Raw genomic sequence first — 17,112 nt, forward strand, 5'->3', positions numbered from 1 at the left:
TTAAATAATTACGATTATTATAGGAAAATCTTAAGAATTGCGAGACGTTATGGATAATAGTGCTAAAACTAAGCATGAAGCTTGTTGCAGATTTGGCAAATTCGGCAAATCTTGCAAATTATTTAGTTTTGCAATTCGAGTAGTGCGTTTTGTTGCAGCTTCTATTGTTCTTGGCATTCTTATAGGCTTAGGTGCAACAATTCTTACGTTTATTCTTTATGCAGTACAATATATTGCCTTTGGCTCAATTGAATCTGCTAAAAACACTGTATTTTCAGCTCTTCCTTGGTATCGCTACGTGTTGTCTTGCACAATTGCGATGACTGTTGCTGCACTAGCTTGGTATTTTTTGCGAAAAAGAGAAAATCCTCCTCGAATCGTTACTATTCCACAAGCCGTTAGTGGCAGTAGAATGCCAATTTTTTCTACTATTGCACATGTTTTATTGCAAATCGGCATTGTTGGCTCTGGAATTTCAATCGGCAGGGAAGTAGCTCCTAGAGAATTAGCTGCAATGATTGCTCAGCGTTGCAGCAGTATTTTTCATATGTCTGTTAAGACTCAGCGTATACTAGTTGCGTCTGCTGCAGGCGCTGGCTTGGCTGCAGTGTACCATGCGCCTTTAGCTGGCACCGTGCTTTCTTTAGGTTTGCTTAGTAAAACTCAAGGTTTTGGTTTTTATGCGTGGCTAAATCGCGAAAATGGCTCGCTAATAGATAATGCAGCTAAAAATATTGCGCGCTCGGAGCGTTTGCATTGCTTGCCTTTTGCTCTTGTTATGAATTATGTTGCTGCGTTTGTTGTTGAATTTTTATTGCATCATTCTAGATACTACAATATTTCGCAATTTTCTTGCGTGATTTCTTGGCAAATTTGCGTTTTAACTGTTGTTGTTGGTGCAGTGTGCGGCTTAGTTGGTTACGTTTTTCGTTTTGGTATTATTTGGTGTAGAACTCATGCTTTGCGTGGCGTACAAATGCTGTGTTTTATGCCTGTAGCTGGCTTAGTTATTGGTGTTGCGGCTTGTTGGTTTCCGCATATTATGGGGAATGGTAGGTCGCTTTCTCAGCTTGCTTTTTCTGTAGCTAGTTTTCCGTATTTGGCAGAAAGTTCGCATATTGTGACTATTTTGTTGCTTCTTGCGCTAATTAAAATGCTTATGACTGTGCTTGTTTTGCGCTACGGTGCTTCTGGAGGTGTGCTGCAGCCGAGTATTTCAACGGGTGCTTGCTTTGGTGTGATTTTATACGCTATTTTTTCAACGTTTGGTATTTTGCAAGTTTTTGAGATTTCGCAAGTTTCTGCAATTTCTGTATCTATTATTGGCGCTGTTTCTTTACTTGCGTCTTCTAGAAAAGCTCCGATTATGGCGTGGCTTTTAGTTGCTGAATTAGTAAATGCGCCGTTTGCATTACTTTTTCTTATGCTATTTGCTGCAATTGTGTCCAATTGCGTAGCTAATTGTGTTGAGCGATTTATTTCGCATTTTTTGCGGTCACGCGCACACGATAGTCTAGATATATTCAAAATGTTTGTAAGGAGATAAGGTGACTGAGCTGTTTACGGCTTCTCCCGTTATGCAAGAAGGGGAGCCACAAAATCCAATGGATTCGATTTTTAATCAACTTTTAAAGGATCGTATTATTTGGCTTGGTTCTGAAGTCAAGGATGAAAATGCTAATATCATCTGTGCACAGATGCTTATGCTAGCTGCGCAAGATCCTAAAAAAGATATTTGGCTTTATATAAATTCGCCTGGAGGGTCTATTACGGCAGGAATGGCGATTTATGATACTATGCAGCTTATTGAGCCAGATGTGGCTACTATTGCTGTGGGAATGGCTGCTTCTATGGGTCAGTTCTTACTGAGTTCTGGTACTCCTGGTAAGCGTTTTATTACATCTCATGCACGTGTTCTTATGCATCAGCCTTCTGGCGGTGTTGGTGGTACTGCAACTGACGTGCGTATTAATGCTGAGTTAATTATGGATATGAAGAAAACCCTTTCTGAGCTTACTGCACAGCAGACTGGCCATACAGTTGAAGAAATTTACCGTGACAATGAGTATGATCATTGGTTTACTGCGCAGCAGGCTTTGGAGTATGGTTTCGTGGATAAGATTGTCACCACTCCAGCTTCTATGCGTGGGGAGGAGTGATTTTATATGGCAAGTGAAGAAGCAAAGTTTGTTGCACGCGCCCAGCGTTTGGGTGGATTTGGTCAGACCAGTGGTGTGTTTACGAATCGTTATGTTTTGCCTCAATTTGGCGAGCAGACTCCTTATGGTATGAAAACTCAAGATCCTTACACTAAGCTTTTTGAAGATCGTATTATTTTCATGGGTGTACAAGTTGATGACACTTCTGCTGATGACATTATGGCTCAGCTCTTGGTTCTAGAAAGCATGGATCCAAACAGGGATGTAATGATGTACATTAACTCTCCAGGCGGTTCTATGACGGCTATGACGGCAATTTACGACACTATGCAGTATATTAAGCCAGATGTTCAGACGGTGTGTTTGGGGCAAGCTGCTTCGGCTGCTGCGATTTTGCTTGCAGCTGGTGCTGCTGGTAAGCGTATGATTCTGCCAAATGCTCGTGTTCTTATTCATCAGCCTGCTATGGGTCAGGATTTTGGTAAGGCTACTGAGATAGAGCTTCAGGCTAAGGAAATGTTGCGTTTGCGTGAATGGTTGGAATCCACTCTTGCAAAGCATACTGGTCAGGATATTGAGCGTATTCGTAAAGATATTGAGGTGGATACGATTCTTACGGCTCCTCAGGCTAAAGAATACGGTATGGTAGATGAAGTTCTTGAACATAGGTCTTAAGTAGTTTTTACTTTTTAGATTTTTATGTTTTAGCTGCAACCCTTGGCGACACGCCAAGGGTTGTGTTTTTGTGAATATGGTTGTATATTAGTCAAGTTGCCGAAAACAAGGGAACGATTTCCTAAGGCTTCGGAAACATGCGCCAGTAGCCCAACGGATTAGAGCATCTGACTACGGATCAGAAGGTTGCAGGTTCGAATCCTGTCTGGCGCACAGGTGGCGCGGTGATTTTCACCGCGTTTTTTTTATTCTGTTTTCCGTTTAACGCATACTAAATCATATTAGGTATAAAAAAACGAGGAACAAATCCAACATTGGGAGCGTTCCTCGTTTGCTTGTAAGTCTTACGCTTATCGTTTAAACCTACTCAGTAACTGCCTTCTTGAGCAAAGAACCAGCGGAGATTCTAACACCGTAAGATGCAGGAATCTTAATGGTTTCGCCAGTGCGTGGGTTGCGGCCAGTGCGCTCAGCGCGCTTCACACGCTCAGCGGAGAACAGACCAGTGAGCTTCAAGCCTTCACCAGACTGCAAAGCCTCAACGAACACATCCTGGAATGCGTTGACAGCGGCCTCGGCCTGTGCCTTGGTAAGGTTGGACTTCTGAGCGATCTTCGAAACGAGATCAGACTTGTTGTATGCCATACAAGCATCCTTTGTGTTAGGGGCCTTCTCTTCCAAAGACCACTTTCACTCATAGATATTAATACATTTTCCCTACAAATGCGCGGTTTTTCGCCGTTTTTCCGAGATTTTTTTACGATTTTTTAGATTTTTTGCTTGATAAAATACTTTAAAATCGTAGAAATGCCTTATATAGGATTATTTATACTATTATCAACTAAATAATCTTATATAAATAAGAGAGTTTGTTTTCAAGATTTTAAGTAGACCATACTAAGCTGTCTAGCTTTTTAAGCATATGTTACATGGTCTAAACTAATCCGCGGTTACTAAGACTTTTCATAGCAAAAGCGCCTATTGGTATTCTTAGCCAGTAGAACATGAGTCTGTAAAGTAGGGTAGCAGATAATGCGATAGTTGGATGAATTCCAACTGAGGTAAAAGCAAAAGTAAGTGAAGCTTCAACAGCTCCCAATCCACCTGGTGTAGGAACAGCGGAACCAGCAGTATTGGCAACTAGGAACAGTAGCACTGTTTCCCAAGGGTTTGCATAGTAGCCGAAAGCAAGAAGAGCTACCCAATATCCCAGTCCTGTTGCAAAAACAAGAATAAGACCGCCTACAGTGCCTTTAATGAGCTGTTTAGGGCTACTTATTAGCTCTTTAATCTGTTTACCATAATCTGAAAGAATAGGAAGATATCTTTTACGTATAAATTTTCGAATAGGTGTAATAATCATAAAAGTGCATATGATTAGCGTTACTATTCCTATTACTGTTATGAGCATGTGTGTAGGAATCATTCCAGAAAGCACATTTTTACCAGTAAAAATGCCTACGCAGAACATAACTAAAGCTGTAACAAGTGCTTGTAAAAGCCAAACTGCACTTGTAATGGCTGTGGCTTGAGCAGCCGAATACCCATTCTTTTTTATAATTTGCATGTTCACAAAGGCTGGTCCTACGCCAGCTGGCATGGAAACAGCTGTAAACCCAGAAGCAGCTTGTGATGTAAACAGAACGCCAGCAGAAGGGCGCGAATCGTCCATAAAAGATCCAACTGTAATCGCAGAACCTACCCAAGCTAGCAAGCTGAACGCAAAGCATAATAGAACCATTAATGTATCCGCGCGTTTAAGAGCAGATACAATTTCTTGAGGATGCCACTGTGTTGCAATAGCAGCCAGAGCTGCAACAATAAGAATTAGCGTAACGAAGAATCTAATATTAAAACGGGCTAATCGCACTGTATCATAATCTTCGTCATCTGTGTGCTCACATACCTTTTCACCTAGCTTAGTTTTAAGTTCTTCAAACAATTTCTTATTCCAAGACGTTAATGCTCTAGTTGATGAAGGAATAGCAGCTTTTTGCATAAAAGGCATTATTTGAGCTAGTTTATCTGCGCCCCAAGTATTCATAGCAGCTTCTATAGCGCTACTTGTATCAATGCATGTTGCGATTATTGATAAAAGTTGTACTTTGTCTAAAGCAACATTGGTGTCGTCGCTAGCCACATCGCCATTTTGCCATCCTGCAATAACTGGAGTTCCATCTTCTAGCCTTGCAAGTGTTTCTGGGCTTATTCTTCTATGTGTTATTCCTCGATTGTTTGCAATATCGAGGTAGCGCATAAGTCTTTCCGCATCTTTAATTGTAAGTGTGTTTAAATTGCATGGTACAAGTACATTATCGGTATGGAATACCATTATTGAAGATTTTCCACAATCTGTTACTCCATAAACGTTTGCTGTAGCTAAGTGCAAGCTCCTAAGAACAAGAAGCATTGAAAGATGATGATGTATGGAGTGTCTTGCAGAACGATCTCGTCTGACGGGTATATCTATTAGCTTAATCCATTGCCATAGCTGATTTAGATATCCTGGCAAGTGAACCTGATTATCTAGAACCGAAATCACGTATCTTGTTCCATGAATATCAATCGCATCGTATAGCCTTGAATTTTCAATCAGATCGTCATCAAGGTTAGATTTCAGAACACCAGTATGGTCTGTAGTTAGTGTACGTCTGTTTAATTGAACAAGATGAGTAATTCCAATATTTTCTAATGCGTCAACTATATCTTTTCCCCAAGCACCTTTGCTGCGAGTGCCTTTAATAAATCTGATTATTGTACCTATAGCACGACCAATACACCAAGATGTTAAAACACCTGTTAGTGAATGCCATGATGTGACTATTAGTATAGGTGAAGCAATTATTAATGCTTGCCAAGATATTCTTACGACTTTACTATCTCGTCTAGGTCCACTAACGGTTAAAAAAGCAACTATTACCGCGTATATGTCTGGCAATAATTCAGTACCGTGACTGCTGGAAATTGAGTTAAATGATGTAAATAGTGGAGCATTATTTAAAGCAGTGAGAAGATAAGAAATATACCATACGAGAGGATATGTTAATAGCAAGGTTAGTGTAGATATCGTTGTGTCAATCCAACGTCTTGCGTTAATCATAGAAATTACTACGCTAGCTACTATGGCGATTGTAATTGCTTGCTGGAAAAGAGAAGATGGTAATCCAGTTACAATCCACACAATAATTTTTCCAGCATTTTTTGCATCGTGCTCTACGCCTGCGGTTGTGCCAGAAAAACACATTGTAAACAGTACAACCGCAGTTCCTAGTGCAATAGATATAATCGCGTAAATCAAGTCAGCCCAGTTACGAACTAATTTAGGCTTCGTGTCATTAATAACCAAATTTTCTTCTACTTGCGATTGCATAACCACACCGTTTATTTATTGAATAAAATTATCGAATAAAATCAACCAGCCTAGATGCAATACCAGTATAAGATTCTGGTGTAAGAGCTTTCAACCTATTTGCTGTTTCTGTATCAAAGTTTCTAGAAGATATAAACTCTTCAACATCTTGTCTAGAAATACTATGACCGCGCATTAATTCTTTAACTTGCTCATATGGGCGTTCCATTCCTTCTACGCCAGCAATTTCTTGAGCTCTCATAGCAGTTTGGATTGGTTCTCCAAGAACTTCCCAATTGCTGTTAAGCTCTTCGCTCATCATTTGCGTGTTTGGATGAATCGACTTTAAGCCGCCAAGAAGATTGTTTAAAGCAAGAAGAGCATAGCCGAATGCGGAACCAACGTTTCGTTGAGTAGTTGAATCTGTTAAGTCTCGCTGCCAACGGCTCTCGGTAAGAGTTGCGCAAAGAGTGTCGAAAAGTGCGCAAGAAATCTCAAGATTTGCTTCCGCGTTTTCGAATCGAATAGGATTCACTTTGTGAGGCATTGTGGAAGATCCTGTAGCTCCTTTAACTGGAACTTGTACAAAAACTCCGCGAGAAATGTACATCCACACGTCTACAGCAAGATTGTGAAGAATATGATTAATGTGACTTACTGTGCTATAAAGCTCTGCTTGCCAATCGTGGCTTTCGATTTGCGTTGTAAGAGGATTGAAGCAAAGACCCATTCTATTTTCTACAAATTCTTTAGAAACGCTAAGCCAATCGACATTAGGGAAAGCTGCAAGGTGAGCGCCAAAAGTTCCGGTAGCACCGTTTATTTTTCCAAGATATTCTTGGCAGCTAAGGTGTTTTAGCTGGCGATTTAGCCTGTAAACAAACACTGCAAGCTCTTTACCTAAAGTTGTAGGAGTGGCAGGCTGACCGTGAGTGAGCGATAGCATTGGCATATCTCTATACTCTTGTGCTTTTTGAGTTAAGTAATCAACAATAGCTTTCAAATTTGGCGTGTATACGTTTTCAACCGCATTTTTTACGCACCTCGCTATAGAAAGATTATTTATATCTTCACTCGTGCATGCAAAATGAACTAATGTTTTAAGATTGCTAAGCTGGGTTTTATGCCCTAATACTTGCTCTGCTTTGTCTAACTCGTCGTCAATGTAGTATTCAACAGCTTTAACGTCGTGATGTGTTATAGCTTCGTGAGCTGCATGGCGTTTTATTCCTTCTGCTCCAAAATTTTCTGGAATTGCACGCAAATAATCGCATTCTTCATCTGTTAAAGGATTTACGCCGTCTACAATGGTTTTGAATCCGTTTCCCTTGTATCCGTTTGCTAAAAGGATCATCCATTCAACCTCTACGCGCATGCGCTCGCGGTTTAAGGCTGGTTCGCTTAGAAATTCTACAAGATCAACAGTTTGATTGTGGTATCTTCCGTCTAGCGGAGTCAAAGCAATAGCAGGGCAAATATCAGTAAGCTTCATACTTTAAAGGTTACAGCATGGCATGAAACTACTAGGTGTTTTGAGCGGTTATTAGTTAATGGCGCATAGTTAATGGCTCATAATTCCTTGCCATAGTGTTGTTTCTTCTAATTCGTCACCTAGTGTTTTTCTAAAATGCTCTTCTTGCATTCGTATCTCTTTAGATCCAAGTTGATGAGAGTCTTCATAAGCTGCTTTATGATAATTCAAATCATGTGTGAGCGTTCCTTCTTCTGGTACATTTTTTACTAAGATTCCATCTTTTTCAAAAAGTTTTTCATTCTTATAACTTTTAGTTCTGTATTGTTTATTGTTTTTCTTACTATTTTCTTTATTTTTGTTTTGCGATTTTATTCCATTTACAACAAGTGAATTGGATATTGCATTATGAGCTGTTTTAGGGGCGATTGTGCCATTGTGGGCAGTAGCGCTTTTCTTTGCAGTTCCATGTATTGTAACCCAATTATTTCTATTTGGATTAGATGCGCCATCTAAGGTAGGAACTAGTTCGTCTTCCATTTCTATGCTTGTGACCCAAGTTTTATTTGGTATTGGATGGTTTGCTATTGGAGATCCAGCAGTTACGACGTGTTTTATGTTGTATTGTTTTGAGTAATCGCTAGCTATGCTTGCAGCTACAATTCCTCCTTGTGAATGTCCAACAAGAATAACTGAGTCTTTTGCTTTAATTCCGCTTTTTCTCATGGCTTCTATAACCATTCTTGTGCTGTCTGCATTTTGTCTTACGTTTTTAGAACTACTCATAACTTCTGCGTTTTGTGGCCATCCAAAAGGAGATTTTGGTTTGCCATCTGTTCCAGGTATTGTAACAAGCCAAGATATGCTACCGTCTTTTTTCTTAAATCGTTGTATTGCTATTGTTGCTCCATCTGCGTTTATTTTAGGCGGTTTTACGCCAAGGTTTCCATTTGAAAGATCTGTTAGATTTGCAAGAGCTTGACTAATATTGCTTCCTCTGTAATGCAATATTTTCGAATATTCTCTGTGAGGTAATCTAATTTTTGTTACTTTAAGATTATTCCCTTGGTTTGCATCGTTGATTTTTGCGCTAAACAAGCTTAATGCGCTTGCAAAAGTGGAAACTGGTGCTTTTGAATGTTTTCCATCGTTCTTTTCTTGAATACTAGAAAAAAGACGAATAGGGATTCCTGTTACGGGGTTTATTAGAAAATGCTTAGAAAAGCCTCTAATAAAGCCTTGTTGAATTGGCGCAGTTTCATGACTCCATTTAGAAAAGTTTTTCATACCGCTTTTTTGAGTCATATCTAAAAGTATGCTAAATCCTACGCTTGCAAAGAATGGTACTGCTGTAATAGGGAAGATACTTGTACCAATCGATACAAGATTATCTAAGTTTTCTCTATTTTTGTATTCTGCGTTAGCATATAGATTATTTGCTCTGATTATTAGAGAAGATAATTCATCAAGTTTATTTGATAACGATTCACATTGGCTTGATTTTATTCTGCATTCTGCAGGATCCAATAGCGGTTGTAAAGAATCGTCGTTAAAATAACCATTAAAATTTTTGTTATTTTCATAGAAAACAGACGATTTTTGGCTTTCAATCTGCATCGCAGCTTGCATCCAGCTTGTGCTTAACGAGTGGAAATCGTTGGATAGTTCTTGTAATTTTGCGGATTTTGTTTTGTATTCGCTAGCATCAGCTACGCTAATGGTTTTCCCACCTGTTATTGTTGATTTAACTCTCCAAGGCATTAAATTCACCTCCATAAGTTGATTTTTGAGTTAATAGAGCTAATTTCGCATGCTTTTTTGGCAACATTAAACATTTCTTCATTGAACGCGTTTGCGGCTTTTCCATGCCAATCTTTAAGAGTATTTGAATGTGCTTCGCCAAGCACGCTGTTAGAACATTGTTCTGTTCTTGCTATCAGCCAGTAATAATTATTAAATGTATGCATACAAAGTATTACACACAATGTTTTTTAAATAGTCACGAAAAATCTTTTAATGTGGTTAAAGGTTCCAAAATATTGAAATATAAGGGTTTATATTCTATTAGATATTTTTTTATTACCTTTACCACGGCTTGTTACTTGAATCTTCTTGTTTAGAAGACTTTGTTTTTCCAGACTTACTATTTGAATCATTATTGCTGTAATCTTTTTCGGATTGGTTTATTTGATTCTGGTCTTGATCTTTTTGATTGTTTTGTTTTAATAAGTCTTCGACCTTCTTTTTTTGAGAATCGCTTAAACTAGAATTCCCAGATTTGTCCTGCAAATTATTTTTTTGGTTTCGGTCATTATAGTTGGATTGTGTACTAGAATCAGTATTCTTTTTATCTTTATCAATTTGTTTTTGTAAGAATCTAGTAAGTCTTTTAGATATTAGTGCGTTGTGCTCAATACTATTTTTTATATGAGGTAAAAGAATAGTGTATGGCGATTTTGCTTCGCTAAATTGATCATCAACCTGTTTTTGAGATACGAGCAATATTTCTCTATCTGCATCAACTTTTTTTGACGCTTTTATATTATTTATTAGTGATTTTGTGGCAGAATTATACGTTGATTCTGCTTTAAGATTAGTAATAGACAAATAAGCTGATATAGCGCATAAGGCTATAACAATAGAAGATAAAGTAACAAGAGAAAATCTTAGGAGTGACTTAGGTGTGATTCTGCTAATCATATAAGCTTCCTTGATTTTGTAATCCAGCATGATAATTCCCAAAGAATCAATATGCTTGCAAGAATAGCAAAAGGCCAAACGATTGGCTCAGGTCTAAGTCTCGGCTTAACAGTATTGTTCTGTCTCCATTGTTTAGAAAGAATATTTTTTGCTTCTAATCCAATAGAGTGATTTTTGCTAGAGTCAACATATTTTCCACTAATCTCATCAGCTATATTTTTAAGATTCTGCGGATCCATCTTAGATATTCCAGGTTTTCCAGTAGATGGGTCAATAATCCATTTACCAGATTGTTTTGTAGAAGAATCTGTAGAATTTATATCATCTAAATCATTTAACTTAGTGGTGGTATTTGGGATTTTCCCGCCATTTTTAGAACCTACGCCAATAACATAAGCATGATTCATGTATCCGCGTAGAGATGAGAATGTTCTACGCTTTCTAGAAGTTGTTTCTTCTCCATCGCTTATTAAATATAAAACTGTAACGTCTTGCGGATGAGCATCATGAATTGCCTTAGCTTCAAGAAGGGTCTTATCTAGTGGAGCATCCAAACTAGTTCCGTTTGAAACTCCAACAGGTTCAGTGTTGATAGTATCAACCCAATTTTCAATTGCATTAGAATCTGGCGTAAGTGGAACATCAACACTAGAAGACGCTCCAAATCTAATAGCAGTAAAACTTGCGTTTATGTAATTATTTGTAATTTGTTTTATTATTTGTTTTGCAGAATTAAACCTAGTGGTTGTGTTGTTGTTTAAATCCTTAGAATCATTAACATTCATAGAGCCGGTAACATCTAAAACAAATATAACATTTGTAGCATTAAGAGAGCGTTGCAAAGTGCTTTTCATAACACAAGGGCATAATGCACAAATAGCTAGAAGAACGCATATTAACACTCTTCGAACCCTCATATAAATTGTTTCGTCCGAACTAATGTTTTTGCGATTAATTGGGAAAATTTCATATAACGCTAAAATGCCAAGAATCGCAATAGCAACTAGCGAAATCCAACTAAAAGATATTTTCATCGTTTTATCCTTCTCGCTGAAATAAGCCAGAGAGTTACAAAAATAACCGCAAATATTGTTGCAATACTAGGATCGTCGCTTAAAGCTGACTGTGTAGAGTCCTTTTGCATAATTGTGTGCTGCTGTTCAATTTTACGTACCAAAGCTAAAACAGAATCAGAATTATGCTGAGTTAAGAAAATGCCACCATTTTTTTCAATAAGTTCACGCATCTGATTAGTAGTGTTCTCATTTTCGCTTTGAGTAGATCCAGAATACAATCCATCGACTTGAATATTAGCTCGCTTTGTTAAATCTAAAGCTTGCTTAAGAGAATAAACTGGTTTTCCAGAAACAACATTATCTGTAGCTAAAACAATAGATGCACTACGATTAAGACGATTATGAGGTTTTTGGGAGTTGCTAGAAGAACCATATACAACTCCAGGAATCATTGCAGCGCAACTAACAAGACCGTCGCCAATTAAGGATGTTGCTTCTTTTCGATTTTGCGTGCCATCAAGCCAAGTGGAAATCTGCTGATATTGGCGCTGTTGCATATTGTCGATTTTGTCTTGTGTTTGAACTCCATCCAACAACTTAGAAGCGTACTGCAACTGTTTTTTAACAAGTGAATAATCATCTGTAAGAGGAAAAACAGTTCTAGAAGTTGAATTAAAAATACTCAAACCAATGCGCTCGCCTTGAAAATGCTCAACAAATTTCAAATAAGCGTTAATAACTTCCAGATCATACGGCAGAGTAGATCCAGAAACGTCTAAGCATAAAACAATATCTCTAGAGCTTGATTGTTCGTTCGCATTTAAAACTCTTGAAGGTCTAGAGCTGAGAATTGTAGTGCATATAAGAGCTAGGATAAGCATTATAAAAGAGAATTTGCGAAGAATATTCCATAGTCTCCATTTTCTAGCACATAAACTTCCTTGCAAATCCTCGTCTAAAGTAAATGTTCTCAAAAAGCTTGATTCTAAAATGTTTTGTGAATTATACGAATGATTCTTTAAGCTGTGTCGTTTAACCTCACTAATCACTAATACAGTTATAAGAATTATTACGCTTGCTAAAACACCAAAAAATAGGACTACTGGCCATTTAAGTCGCATAGAGAAAATAGATGAAACTAGTGTTGAACAGTTATATATTTGGTAGTTACATAATGTTGAGAATGATAATGTGGAGAATGTCATCTTTTATTCTCCTTTGTTTTCCAACTTTCTAGCAGAATAAGAACCCATCTTGCACCTTGATCCACATCTGTATTTTTAGCTTGATTATTATATGTGCTATCTGCAAATTCAGGAGGATATAATGCTGCGATTGTTTGTCTTAAAAGATCTGCTCCATGAGTGTTTTTCCAAGATTTTCTAAGTGAACTAATTTCTCCAAGTGTATGCGATTTAATGTTTTCGCCACTCATTATGGAAACATATTGTCTAGCTATTTGCGCTAATTTTGCAAAAGCCTGATCTTTCTCAATTTTATTTTCATGATATTGGCTTACCACTAAATCAATCTTTTTACGCCATTCTTGCTTATTGGCATTCATTGTATGAGCAGCATTTTTAACTTTTTGCTTAGAATCCACTTTAGTGTTTATTTTATAGATTGCAACATATAGAACTACGAAAGCAGCGCATGCGATTATTAGACTTAAGCCAATAAATGTAAATAGCATTGAATCATCGTTTAGAATTTTATTAACATCAAGAATACTCATCGACTTACCCCACTAGCTCAAGCGTAAATCTTTATTGCTTTTAGCGCCAGAAAACATACTCTGTAATGTAGCTTTCGATATAAATTTCGTCGAAGAATGGAATATTTGTTCACTAGAAGAACCGCGTATAAGCGACGATCCCGTGTTATTTAGAATTTCGTGCAATGCGTTATTGACAAAAGCTCTATGTGTATTAACTTCTTTAGCGCAAGAATCATCTTTTAAGAATGCTGGGATCTCTCGCATTGTTGTACCGTCAATTATTGGCGTGAGTTTATATGAATTAAATGGATTAATTGGACATATTGTTACCACTATCAGTGAGTGGAGTCTTGAAATTTTTTGCAAATCATCAAAATGTTTTGACGAAATTGCATATTCATCCGTAATAATTACTATTAATCCGCGTGATTGATTAATTGAATTAGCAAAATTTATGATCGTATTTGTATCTCTAAGTTTTTTACGTGTTTTGTATATATTTTTATCCAGATTACGTTCAAAATCAGGAAGATTCCTAGATGAAGGAATCTTTATAATATCGTTACCGTCAAATAAAACGCAGTTTAATGAATCATTACGTTTTAGACTTAAAGACGCAAAGAAACACGCTGAATTAGAAGCAGCCTCGTACAAATACTCGTTAAGTCCATTATAAGAACATGAAGCATTCATGTTCGCGCTAGAATCTACAAGAATCCAAGTCTTAGAAGAACAGTTTCTTTCTCTAGAAGAAACCATTGGTTCACCAAGTCTAGCGCTAGCTTTCCAGTTCATCATTCTAGCTTCATCACCAGGCTGCCATGAGTGAATGTCAACTAAATCACCATTTCCAAAATTATGATTGGACGGATGCTCTCCTTCAAAAATGCCCAACGATTTTTTGGCTACAGGTAAATTCAGACGATTATCTAATTCTTCAATCTTTCGCCTAATCTTTTTAGCAGAATTTGAAACTAATAAGCTTCTTTTAGTATCTTGTAGCACAAAATCAGATTTTGTAAAAGACTTGAATATTCTTGTAAAAAACGTATTTACAAAGATCATGGTGCAGGAACCGTTTTCACTATTGCGTCAATAATCTGATCACTTGTAATAGAATCAGCTAAAGCTTCAAAAGTAAGAAGAATCCTGTGTCTAAGAACATCATGAGCAAACTTTTTAACGTCTTCCGGTATTACGTAATCTCTTCCAGAAAGCAAAGCTTGAGCTTGACCAATGCGGATCAAAGCAATAGAAGCTCTAGGGCTTGCGCCCATTCTAACTAGAGAAGAAATAGTTTTAAGAGGGTGACTACCTTCTCCTCTAGAAGTTGCAACAATATCTACTGCATACTTCATAACTGCTTCCGAAACATGTACTCTGCGAGTTGCCGATCTTAAGAAAGTGACATCCTGAAGGCTAATCTTTTGATTATTTAAAGATTCTGGATTGAAAACGTCACTACCTCTATTGGTTAAAAGCTTCAGCATACTAACTTCTTCGTTGAAGGAAGGATACGACATAATTGCTTTAATCATAAAGCGATCCATTTGTGCTTCTGGAAGATTAAAAGTTCCTTCTTCTTCAATAGGGTTTTGTGTAGCGATAACCATAAAAGGCTGAGGAAGATTAATGCGTTCTCCACCAATAGTTGTGGCGCCTTCTGCCATTGCTTCAAGCATAGCGGATTGTGTTTTTGCGTTAGAACGATTAATTTCATCTAGAAGAATTACGTTAGCGTGAATAGGTCCAATTTGTGTTGTGAATCTTTGAGAAGCGAAGTCAAAAACTTGTGTTCCAACCAAATCTGCTGGCATTAAATCAGGAGTGCATTGCACTCTTTTGAAACTTCCAGACATTGCTGTAGCAAGAGTCTGAGCCGCTGTGGTTTTAGCCAATCCAGGAACGGACTCAATAAGAATATGTCCTCCAGCAGCAAGAGTTAAAATAAGTGATTCTCTGAGAGAATCCTGTCCAACAAGTGTTTGTGCAAACCTAGAACGAAGAATATCAGCGATCTGTTGAGCTCGTTTAATATCTTCATTAGAAACACCAGCAGATACTGGTTGATTTATAGAGTCAACAATTTGATTAGCTATTGTATTGCTGACCATTGTATTGTTAGGTGTAACTGCACGTGGTTGTGGAGGAAGATTAAATACGCCAGTATTAGCGTTATCGTTTTGTTTGCTTGGTTGTGGAGGGAATAATGCCATGCGTTTCATTCTAACTGATGTTTACTACTTTAGATGATTTTACTACTTTAAATAATCTTTACTATTCGCTAGGGAGAGTCCAATCTATTGGTGTTGATCCTAACGATATTAAAGCTTGGTTTGCTCTTGAAAATGGACGAGAACCAAAGAATCCTCTAGAGGCAGAAAGAGGACTTGGGTGAGGGGATTGAATAATGATTGCGTTTGTAAGAAGAGGAGCAAGACTTTGAGCATTTCTTCCCCACAAAATTGCAACCAGAGGAATATGCTTGCCGTTATTATCTACACGGTTATTCAATGCGGTAATAGCTGCATCGGTAATTTCTTCCCAGCCCTTTCCCTGATGACTATTAGGTCTACCTACTTCAACGCTAAGGCACCGGTTTAGTAGCATAACGCCTTTTTGAGTCCACGGTGTTAAGTCACCATTCTTTGGCATTGGTACATTTAAATCACTAACTAATTCTTTATAAATATTAATAAGACTTTTAGGTAATGGTTTAACGTTTGGAGCAACGCAGAAACTAAGTCCTACAGGATGACCTGGAGTAGGATATGGGTCTTGACCAACAATAAGAACCTTTATTTCTTTAAAAGGTATTGTAAAAGCTCTGAGAATATTGTGACTTTCTGGCAGGAATCGCCTCCCGCTAGATAGTTCATCTCTTAAAAAGTCTCCCATTTTGTGAACTTGTGGTTCTACTGGTTCAAGAGCGTCTGCCCAATCTGGGTCTATTAAATCGTGTAAAGACTTTCGCTGTTTAATCTCCATGGTTAATAACTTTAAAACATAAATGACAAATATGTGCAGCAAATAATAATAATTTTTTATATTTCCATTTATCTTATGTTTTGTGCGAGGCATTCGCTAGTATGTATTCCATACTGTTTTAATGATTTTTTGGAAGGGATACAATTATGGCGAACAATAGCCAGAACGTGTCATTCACGACTGATGATTTCGATAATCCACCAGAAGGTCCTGTTGGAGTACATCGTGGAAATCGCGCGTGGTATGCTGTATTGTTCCCATATGTTGTTGTGCTAGTTGTTGCTGTTGTGTTGGGTCTTCTGGCATGGGCGGTTATGTCTGGAGAAATCAACAATATTCGTATGCCTTGGAGTGCAAATAATTCAGCAATTTCCAAGTCTTCTAATGGCAATAAAAATGGCAAAATTGATGAGAGCAAGAGTAAATCTGACAAAGCTGATGGCGATGATTCAGACGAGGATAAGGATCCAGAAGAAACAGATAAGTCAGATAAAAAGCAAGATAAAGAAGATAAGAATTCTTCTAAAGACTCTAATGCTAACAATGGCTCTTCGACAGCAGATATTAACAAGACAGTTCAAGTAAAAGTTGTTAATGCAACTAAAATTCAGGGTCATGCAGCTCAAGAAGCTGAAAAGCTTAAGCAAGCTGGTTATGCAAATGTAGAAGCTGCAAATCCTAAAGGTAATGTTCCTTCGGATTCTGTTGTTTGGTACAAGGGAGATGAAAATCGTGCTGCTGCACAAGATGTTGCTAAAACTTTGGGTATTAGCAATGTTGAGGCAACTAGTGAAATAACTACCACAATAGTTGTTGTTTTGTGCAAGTAAATTACGATTTACTCATTTTGCAATAAATTTCAATAATAAATAATTTCTTAAATAGTCGAGTAGAAAGTTATCTAGAGTGGCTTTTTGCTTGGCTATTTTTGATTTTGCTTATAGATTTTTTCTATATATTTTTGAATATAGTTGGCACTCGGGCACTTAGAGTGCTAATCTTCATTTAGCACTCTAATGTTGCAGGTTTAATCAACA

The 17,112-nt window shown here is 37.6% G+C and carries 15 protein-coding genes and 1 tRNA gene; 5 read left to right on the plus strand and 11 right to left on the minus strand.

The genetic code is table 11. The features are described from left to right. Positions 1-49: 49 nt before the first annotated feature. From ACJV45_RS04870 to ACJV45_RS04885, 4 genes are all read left to right on the plus strand, one after another. Positions 50-1,546, plus strand: coding sequence for a chloride channel protein (locus tag ACJV45_RS04870; RefSeq protein ID WP_419397767.1), 1,497 nt, complete (start codon positions 50-52; stop codon positions 1,544-1,546). 1 nt (position 1,547) lies between these two features. After that, the gene (locus ACJV45_RS04875) at positions 1,548-2,159 is read left to right on the plus strand and encodes an ATP-dependent Clp protease proteolytic subunit (RefSeq protein ID WP_019261536.1); all 612 of its coding nucleotides are present in this window, start codon (positions 1,548-1,550) and stop codon (positions 2,157-2,159) included. Between the two features lie 6 nt (positions 2,160-2,165). Then, a complete protein-coding gene (locus ACJV45_RS04880; protein WP_004121692.1) occupies positions 2,166-2,834 on the plus strand; it encodes an ATP-dependent Clp protease proteolytic subunit in 669 nt (222 codons plus the stop codon). 139 nt (positions 2,835-2,973) lie between these two features. Then, a tRNA-Arg gene (locus ACJV45_RS04885) sits at positions 2,974-3,047 on the plus strand. 150 nt (positions 3,048-3,197) lie between these two features. On the opposite strand, the gene ACJV45_RS04890 is transcribed toward ACJV45_RS04885, so the two are convergent. The 11 genes from ACJV45_RS04890 to ACJV45_RS04940 all read right to left on the minus strand — a co-directional run bounded on the left by ACJV45_RS04890 (position 3,198) and on the right by ACJV45_RS04940 (position 16,075). Then, on the minus strand, positions 3,198-3,479 hold the full coding sequence (locus tag ACJV45_RS04890) for an HU family DNA-binding protein (protein ID WP_004112617.1): 282 nt from the start codon (positions 3,477-3,479) through the stop codon (positions 3,198-3,200). Between the two features lie 289 nt (positions 3,480-3,768). Further along, positions 3,769-6,204 (minus strand): lysylphosphatidylglycerol synthase transmembrane domain-containing protein, encoded by a 2,436-nt coding sequence (locus tag ACJV45_RS04895; RefSeq protein ID WP_419397768.1) that lies wholly within the window; start codon positions 6,202-6,204, stop codon positions 3,769-3,771. A 28-nt stretch (positions 6,205-6,232) separates the two neighbouring features. Continuing rightward, positions 6,233-7,675: an adenylosuccinate lyase gene (purB, locus tag ACJV45_RS04900; RefSeq protein WP_019261538.1), complete on the minus strand. Its 1,443-nt coding sequence runs from the start codon at positions 7,673-7,675 to the stop codon at positions 6,233-6,235. A 69-nt stretch (positions 7,676-7,744) separates the two neighbouring features. Next, on the minus strand, positions 7,745-9,415 hold the full coding sequence (locus ACJV45_RS04905; protein ID WP_419397769.1) for a PGAP1-like alpha/beta domain-containing protein: 1,671 nt from the start codon (positions 9,413-9,415) through the stop codon (positions 7,745-7,747). A gap of 324 nt (positions 9,416-9,739) precedes the next feature. Next, positions 9,740-10,354, minus strand: coding sequence for a DUF6466 family protein (locus tag ACJV45_RS04910; RefSeq protein WP_419397770.1), 615 nt, complete (start codon positions 10,352-10,354; stop codon positions 9,740-9,742). Further along, positions 10,351-11,388 carry a vWA domain-containing protein gene (locus ACJV45_RS04915; protein ID WP_419397771.1) on the minus strand — a complete coding sequence of 346 codons (1,038 nt, stop codon included), beginning with the start codon at positions 11,386-11,388 and terminating at the stop codon, positions 10,351-10,353. Before ACJV45_RS04915 ends, ACJV45_RS04910 begins: the two co-directional genes overlap by 4 nt. Continuing rightward, the gene (locus tag ACJV45_RS04920; RefSeq protein ID WP_004112632.1) at positions 11,385-12,575 is read right to left on the minus strand and encodes a VWA domain-containing protein; all 1,191 of its coding nucleotides are present in this window, start codon (positions 12,573-12,575) and stop codon (positions 11,385-11,387) included. The genes ACJV45_RS04915 and ACJV45_RS04920 overlap by 4 nt, the downstream gene beginning before the upstream one ends. Continuing rightward, a complete protein-coding gene (locus ACJV45_RS04925; protein ID WP_004121667.1) occupies positions 12,572-13,105 on the minus strand; it encodes a hypothetical protein in 534 nt (177 codons plus the stop codon). Before ACJV45_RS04925 ends, ACJV45_RS04920 begins: the two co-directional genes overlap by 4 nt. Before the next feature lie 12 nt (positions 13,106-13,117). Beyond that, positions 13,118-14,152, minus strand: coding sequence for a DUF58 domain-containing protein (locus tag ACJV45_RS04930; RefSeq protein ID WP_353582685.1), 1,035 nt, complete (start codon positions 14,150-14,152; stop codon positions 13,118-13,120). Then, on the minus strand, positions 14,149-15,303 hold the full coding sequence (locus tag ACJV45_RS04935; protein WP_032812301.1) for an AAA family ATPase: 1,155 nt from the start codon (positions 15,301-15,303) through the stop codon (positions 14,149-14,151). Before ACJV45_RS04935 ends, ACJV45_RS04930 begins: the two co-directional genes overlap by 4 nt. 61 nt (positions 15,304-15,364) lie before the next feature. Next, on the minus strand, positions 15,365-16,075 hold the full coding sequence (locus ACJV45_RS04940) for a uracil-DNA glycosylase (RefSeq protein WP_032836576.1): 711 nt from the start codon (positions 16,073-16,075) through the stop codon (positions 15,365-15,367). A 146-nt stretch (positions 16,076-16,221) separates the two neighbouring features. On the opposite strand from ACJV45_RS04940, the gene ACJV45_RS04945 reads away from it, so the two are divergent. Continuing rightward, entirely contained in the window at positions 16,222-16,905 is a 684-nt protein-coding gene (locus tag ACJV45_RS04945) for a LytR C-terminal domain-containing protein (protein WP_065189778.1), read from the plus strand. The last annotated feature ends 207 nt before the right edge of the window (positions 16,906-17,112 follow it).

The sequence above is a fragment of the Gardnerella lacydonensis genome (assembly GCF_048545055.1).
Taxonomy (GTDB): domain Bacteria; phylum Actinomycetota; class Actinomycetes; order Actinomycetales; family Bifidobacteriaceae; genus Bifidobacterium; species Bifidobacterium vaginale_C.

Bases quoted from the DNA above. Each gene is read 5' to 3' on its own strand.
- ACJV45_RS04905 (WP_419397769.1), bottom strand. From the start codon at position 9,415: ATGCCTTGGAGAGTTAAATCAACAATAACAGGTGGGAAAACCATTAGC.
- ACJV45_RS04895 (WP_419397768.1), bottom strand. From the start codon at position 6,204: ATGCAATCGCAAGTAGAAGAAAATTTGGTTATTAATGACACGAAGCCT.
- ACJV45_RS04930 (WP_353582685.1), bottom strand. From the start codon at position 14,152: ATGATCTTTGTAAATACGTTTTTTACAAGAATATTCAAGTCTTTTACA.
- ACJV45_RS04910 (WP_419397770.1), bottom strand. From the start codon at position 10,354: ATGATTAGCAGAATCACACCTAAGTCACTCCTAAGATTTTCTCTTGTT.
- ACJV45_RS04880 (WP_004121692.1), top strand. From the start codon at position 2,166: ATGGCAAGTGAAGAAGCAAAGTTTGTTGCACGCGCCCAGCGTTTGGGT.
- ACJV45_RS04945 (WP_065189778.1), top strand. From the start codon at position 16,222: ATGGCGAACAATAGCCAGAACGTGTCATTCACGACTGATGATTTCGAT.
- purB (WP_019261538.1), bottom strand. From the start codon at position 7,675: ATGAAGCTTACTGATATTTGCCCTGCTATTGCTTTGACTCCGCTAGAC.
- ACJV45_RS04915 (WP_419397771.1), bottom strand. From the start codon at position 11,388: ATGAAAATATCTTTTAGTTGGATTTCGCTAGTTGCTATTGCGATTCTT.
- ACJV45_RS04920 (WP_004112632.1), bottom strand. From the start codon at position 12,575: ATGACATTCTCCACATTATCATTCTCAACATTATGTAACTACCAAATA.
- ACJV45_RS04870 (WP_419397767.1), top strand. From the start codon at position 50: ATGGATAATAGTGCTAAAACTAAGCATGAAGCTTGTTGCAGATTTGGC.
- ACJV45_RS04935 (WP_032812301.1), bottom strand. From the start codon at position 15,303: ATGGCATTATTCCCTCCACAACCAAGCAAACAAAACGATAACGCTAAT.
- ACJV45_RS04890 (WP_004112617.1), bottom strand. From the start codon at position 3,479: ATGGCATACAACAAGTCTGATCTCGTTTCGAAGATCGCTCAGAAGTCC.
- ACJV45_RS04925 (WP_004121667.1), bottom strand. From the start codon at position 13,105: ATGAGTATTCTTGATGTTAATAAAATTCTAAACGATGATTCAATGCTA.
- ACJV45_RS04940 (WP_032836576.1), bottom strand. From the start codon at position 16,075: ATGGAGATTAAACAGCGAAAGTCTTTACACGATTTAATAGACCCAGAT.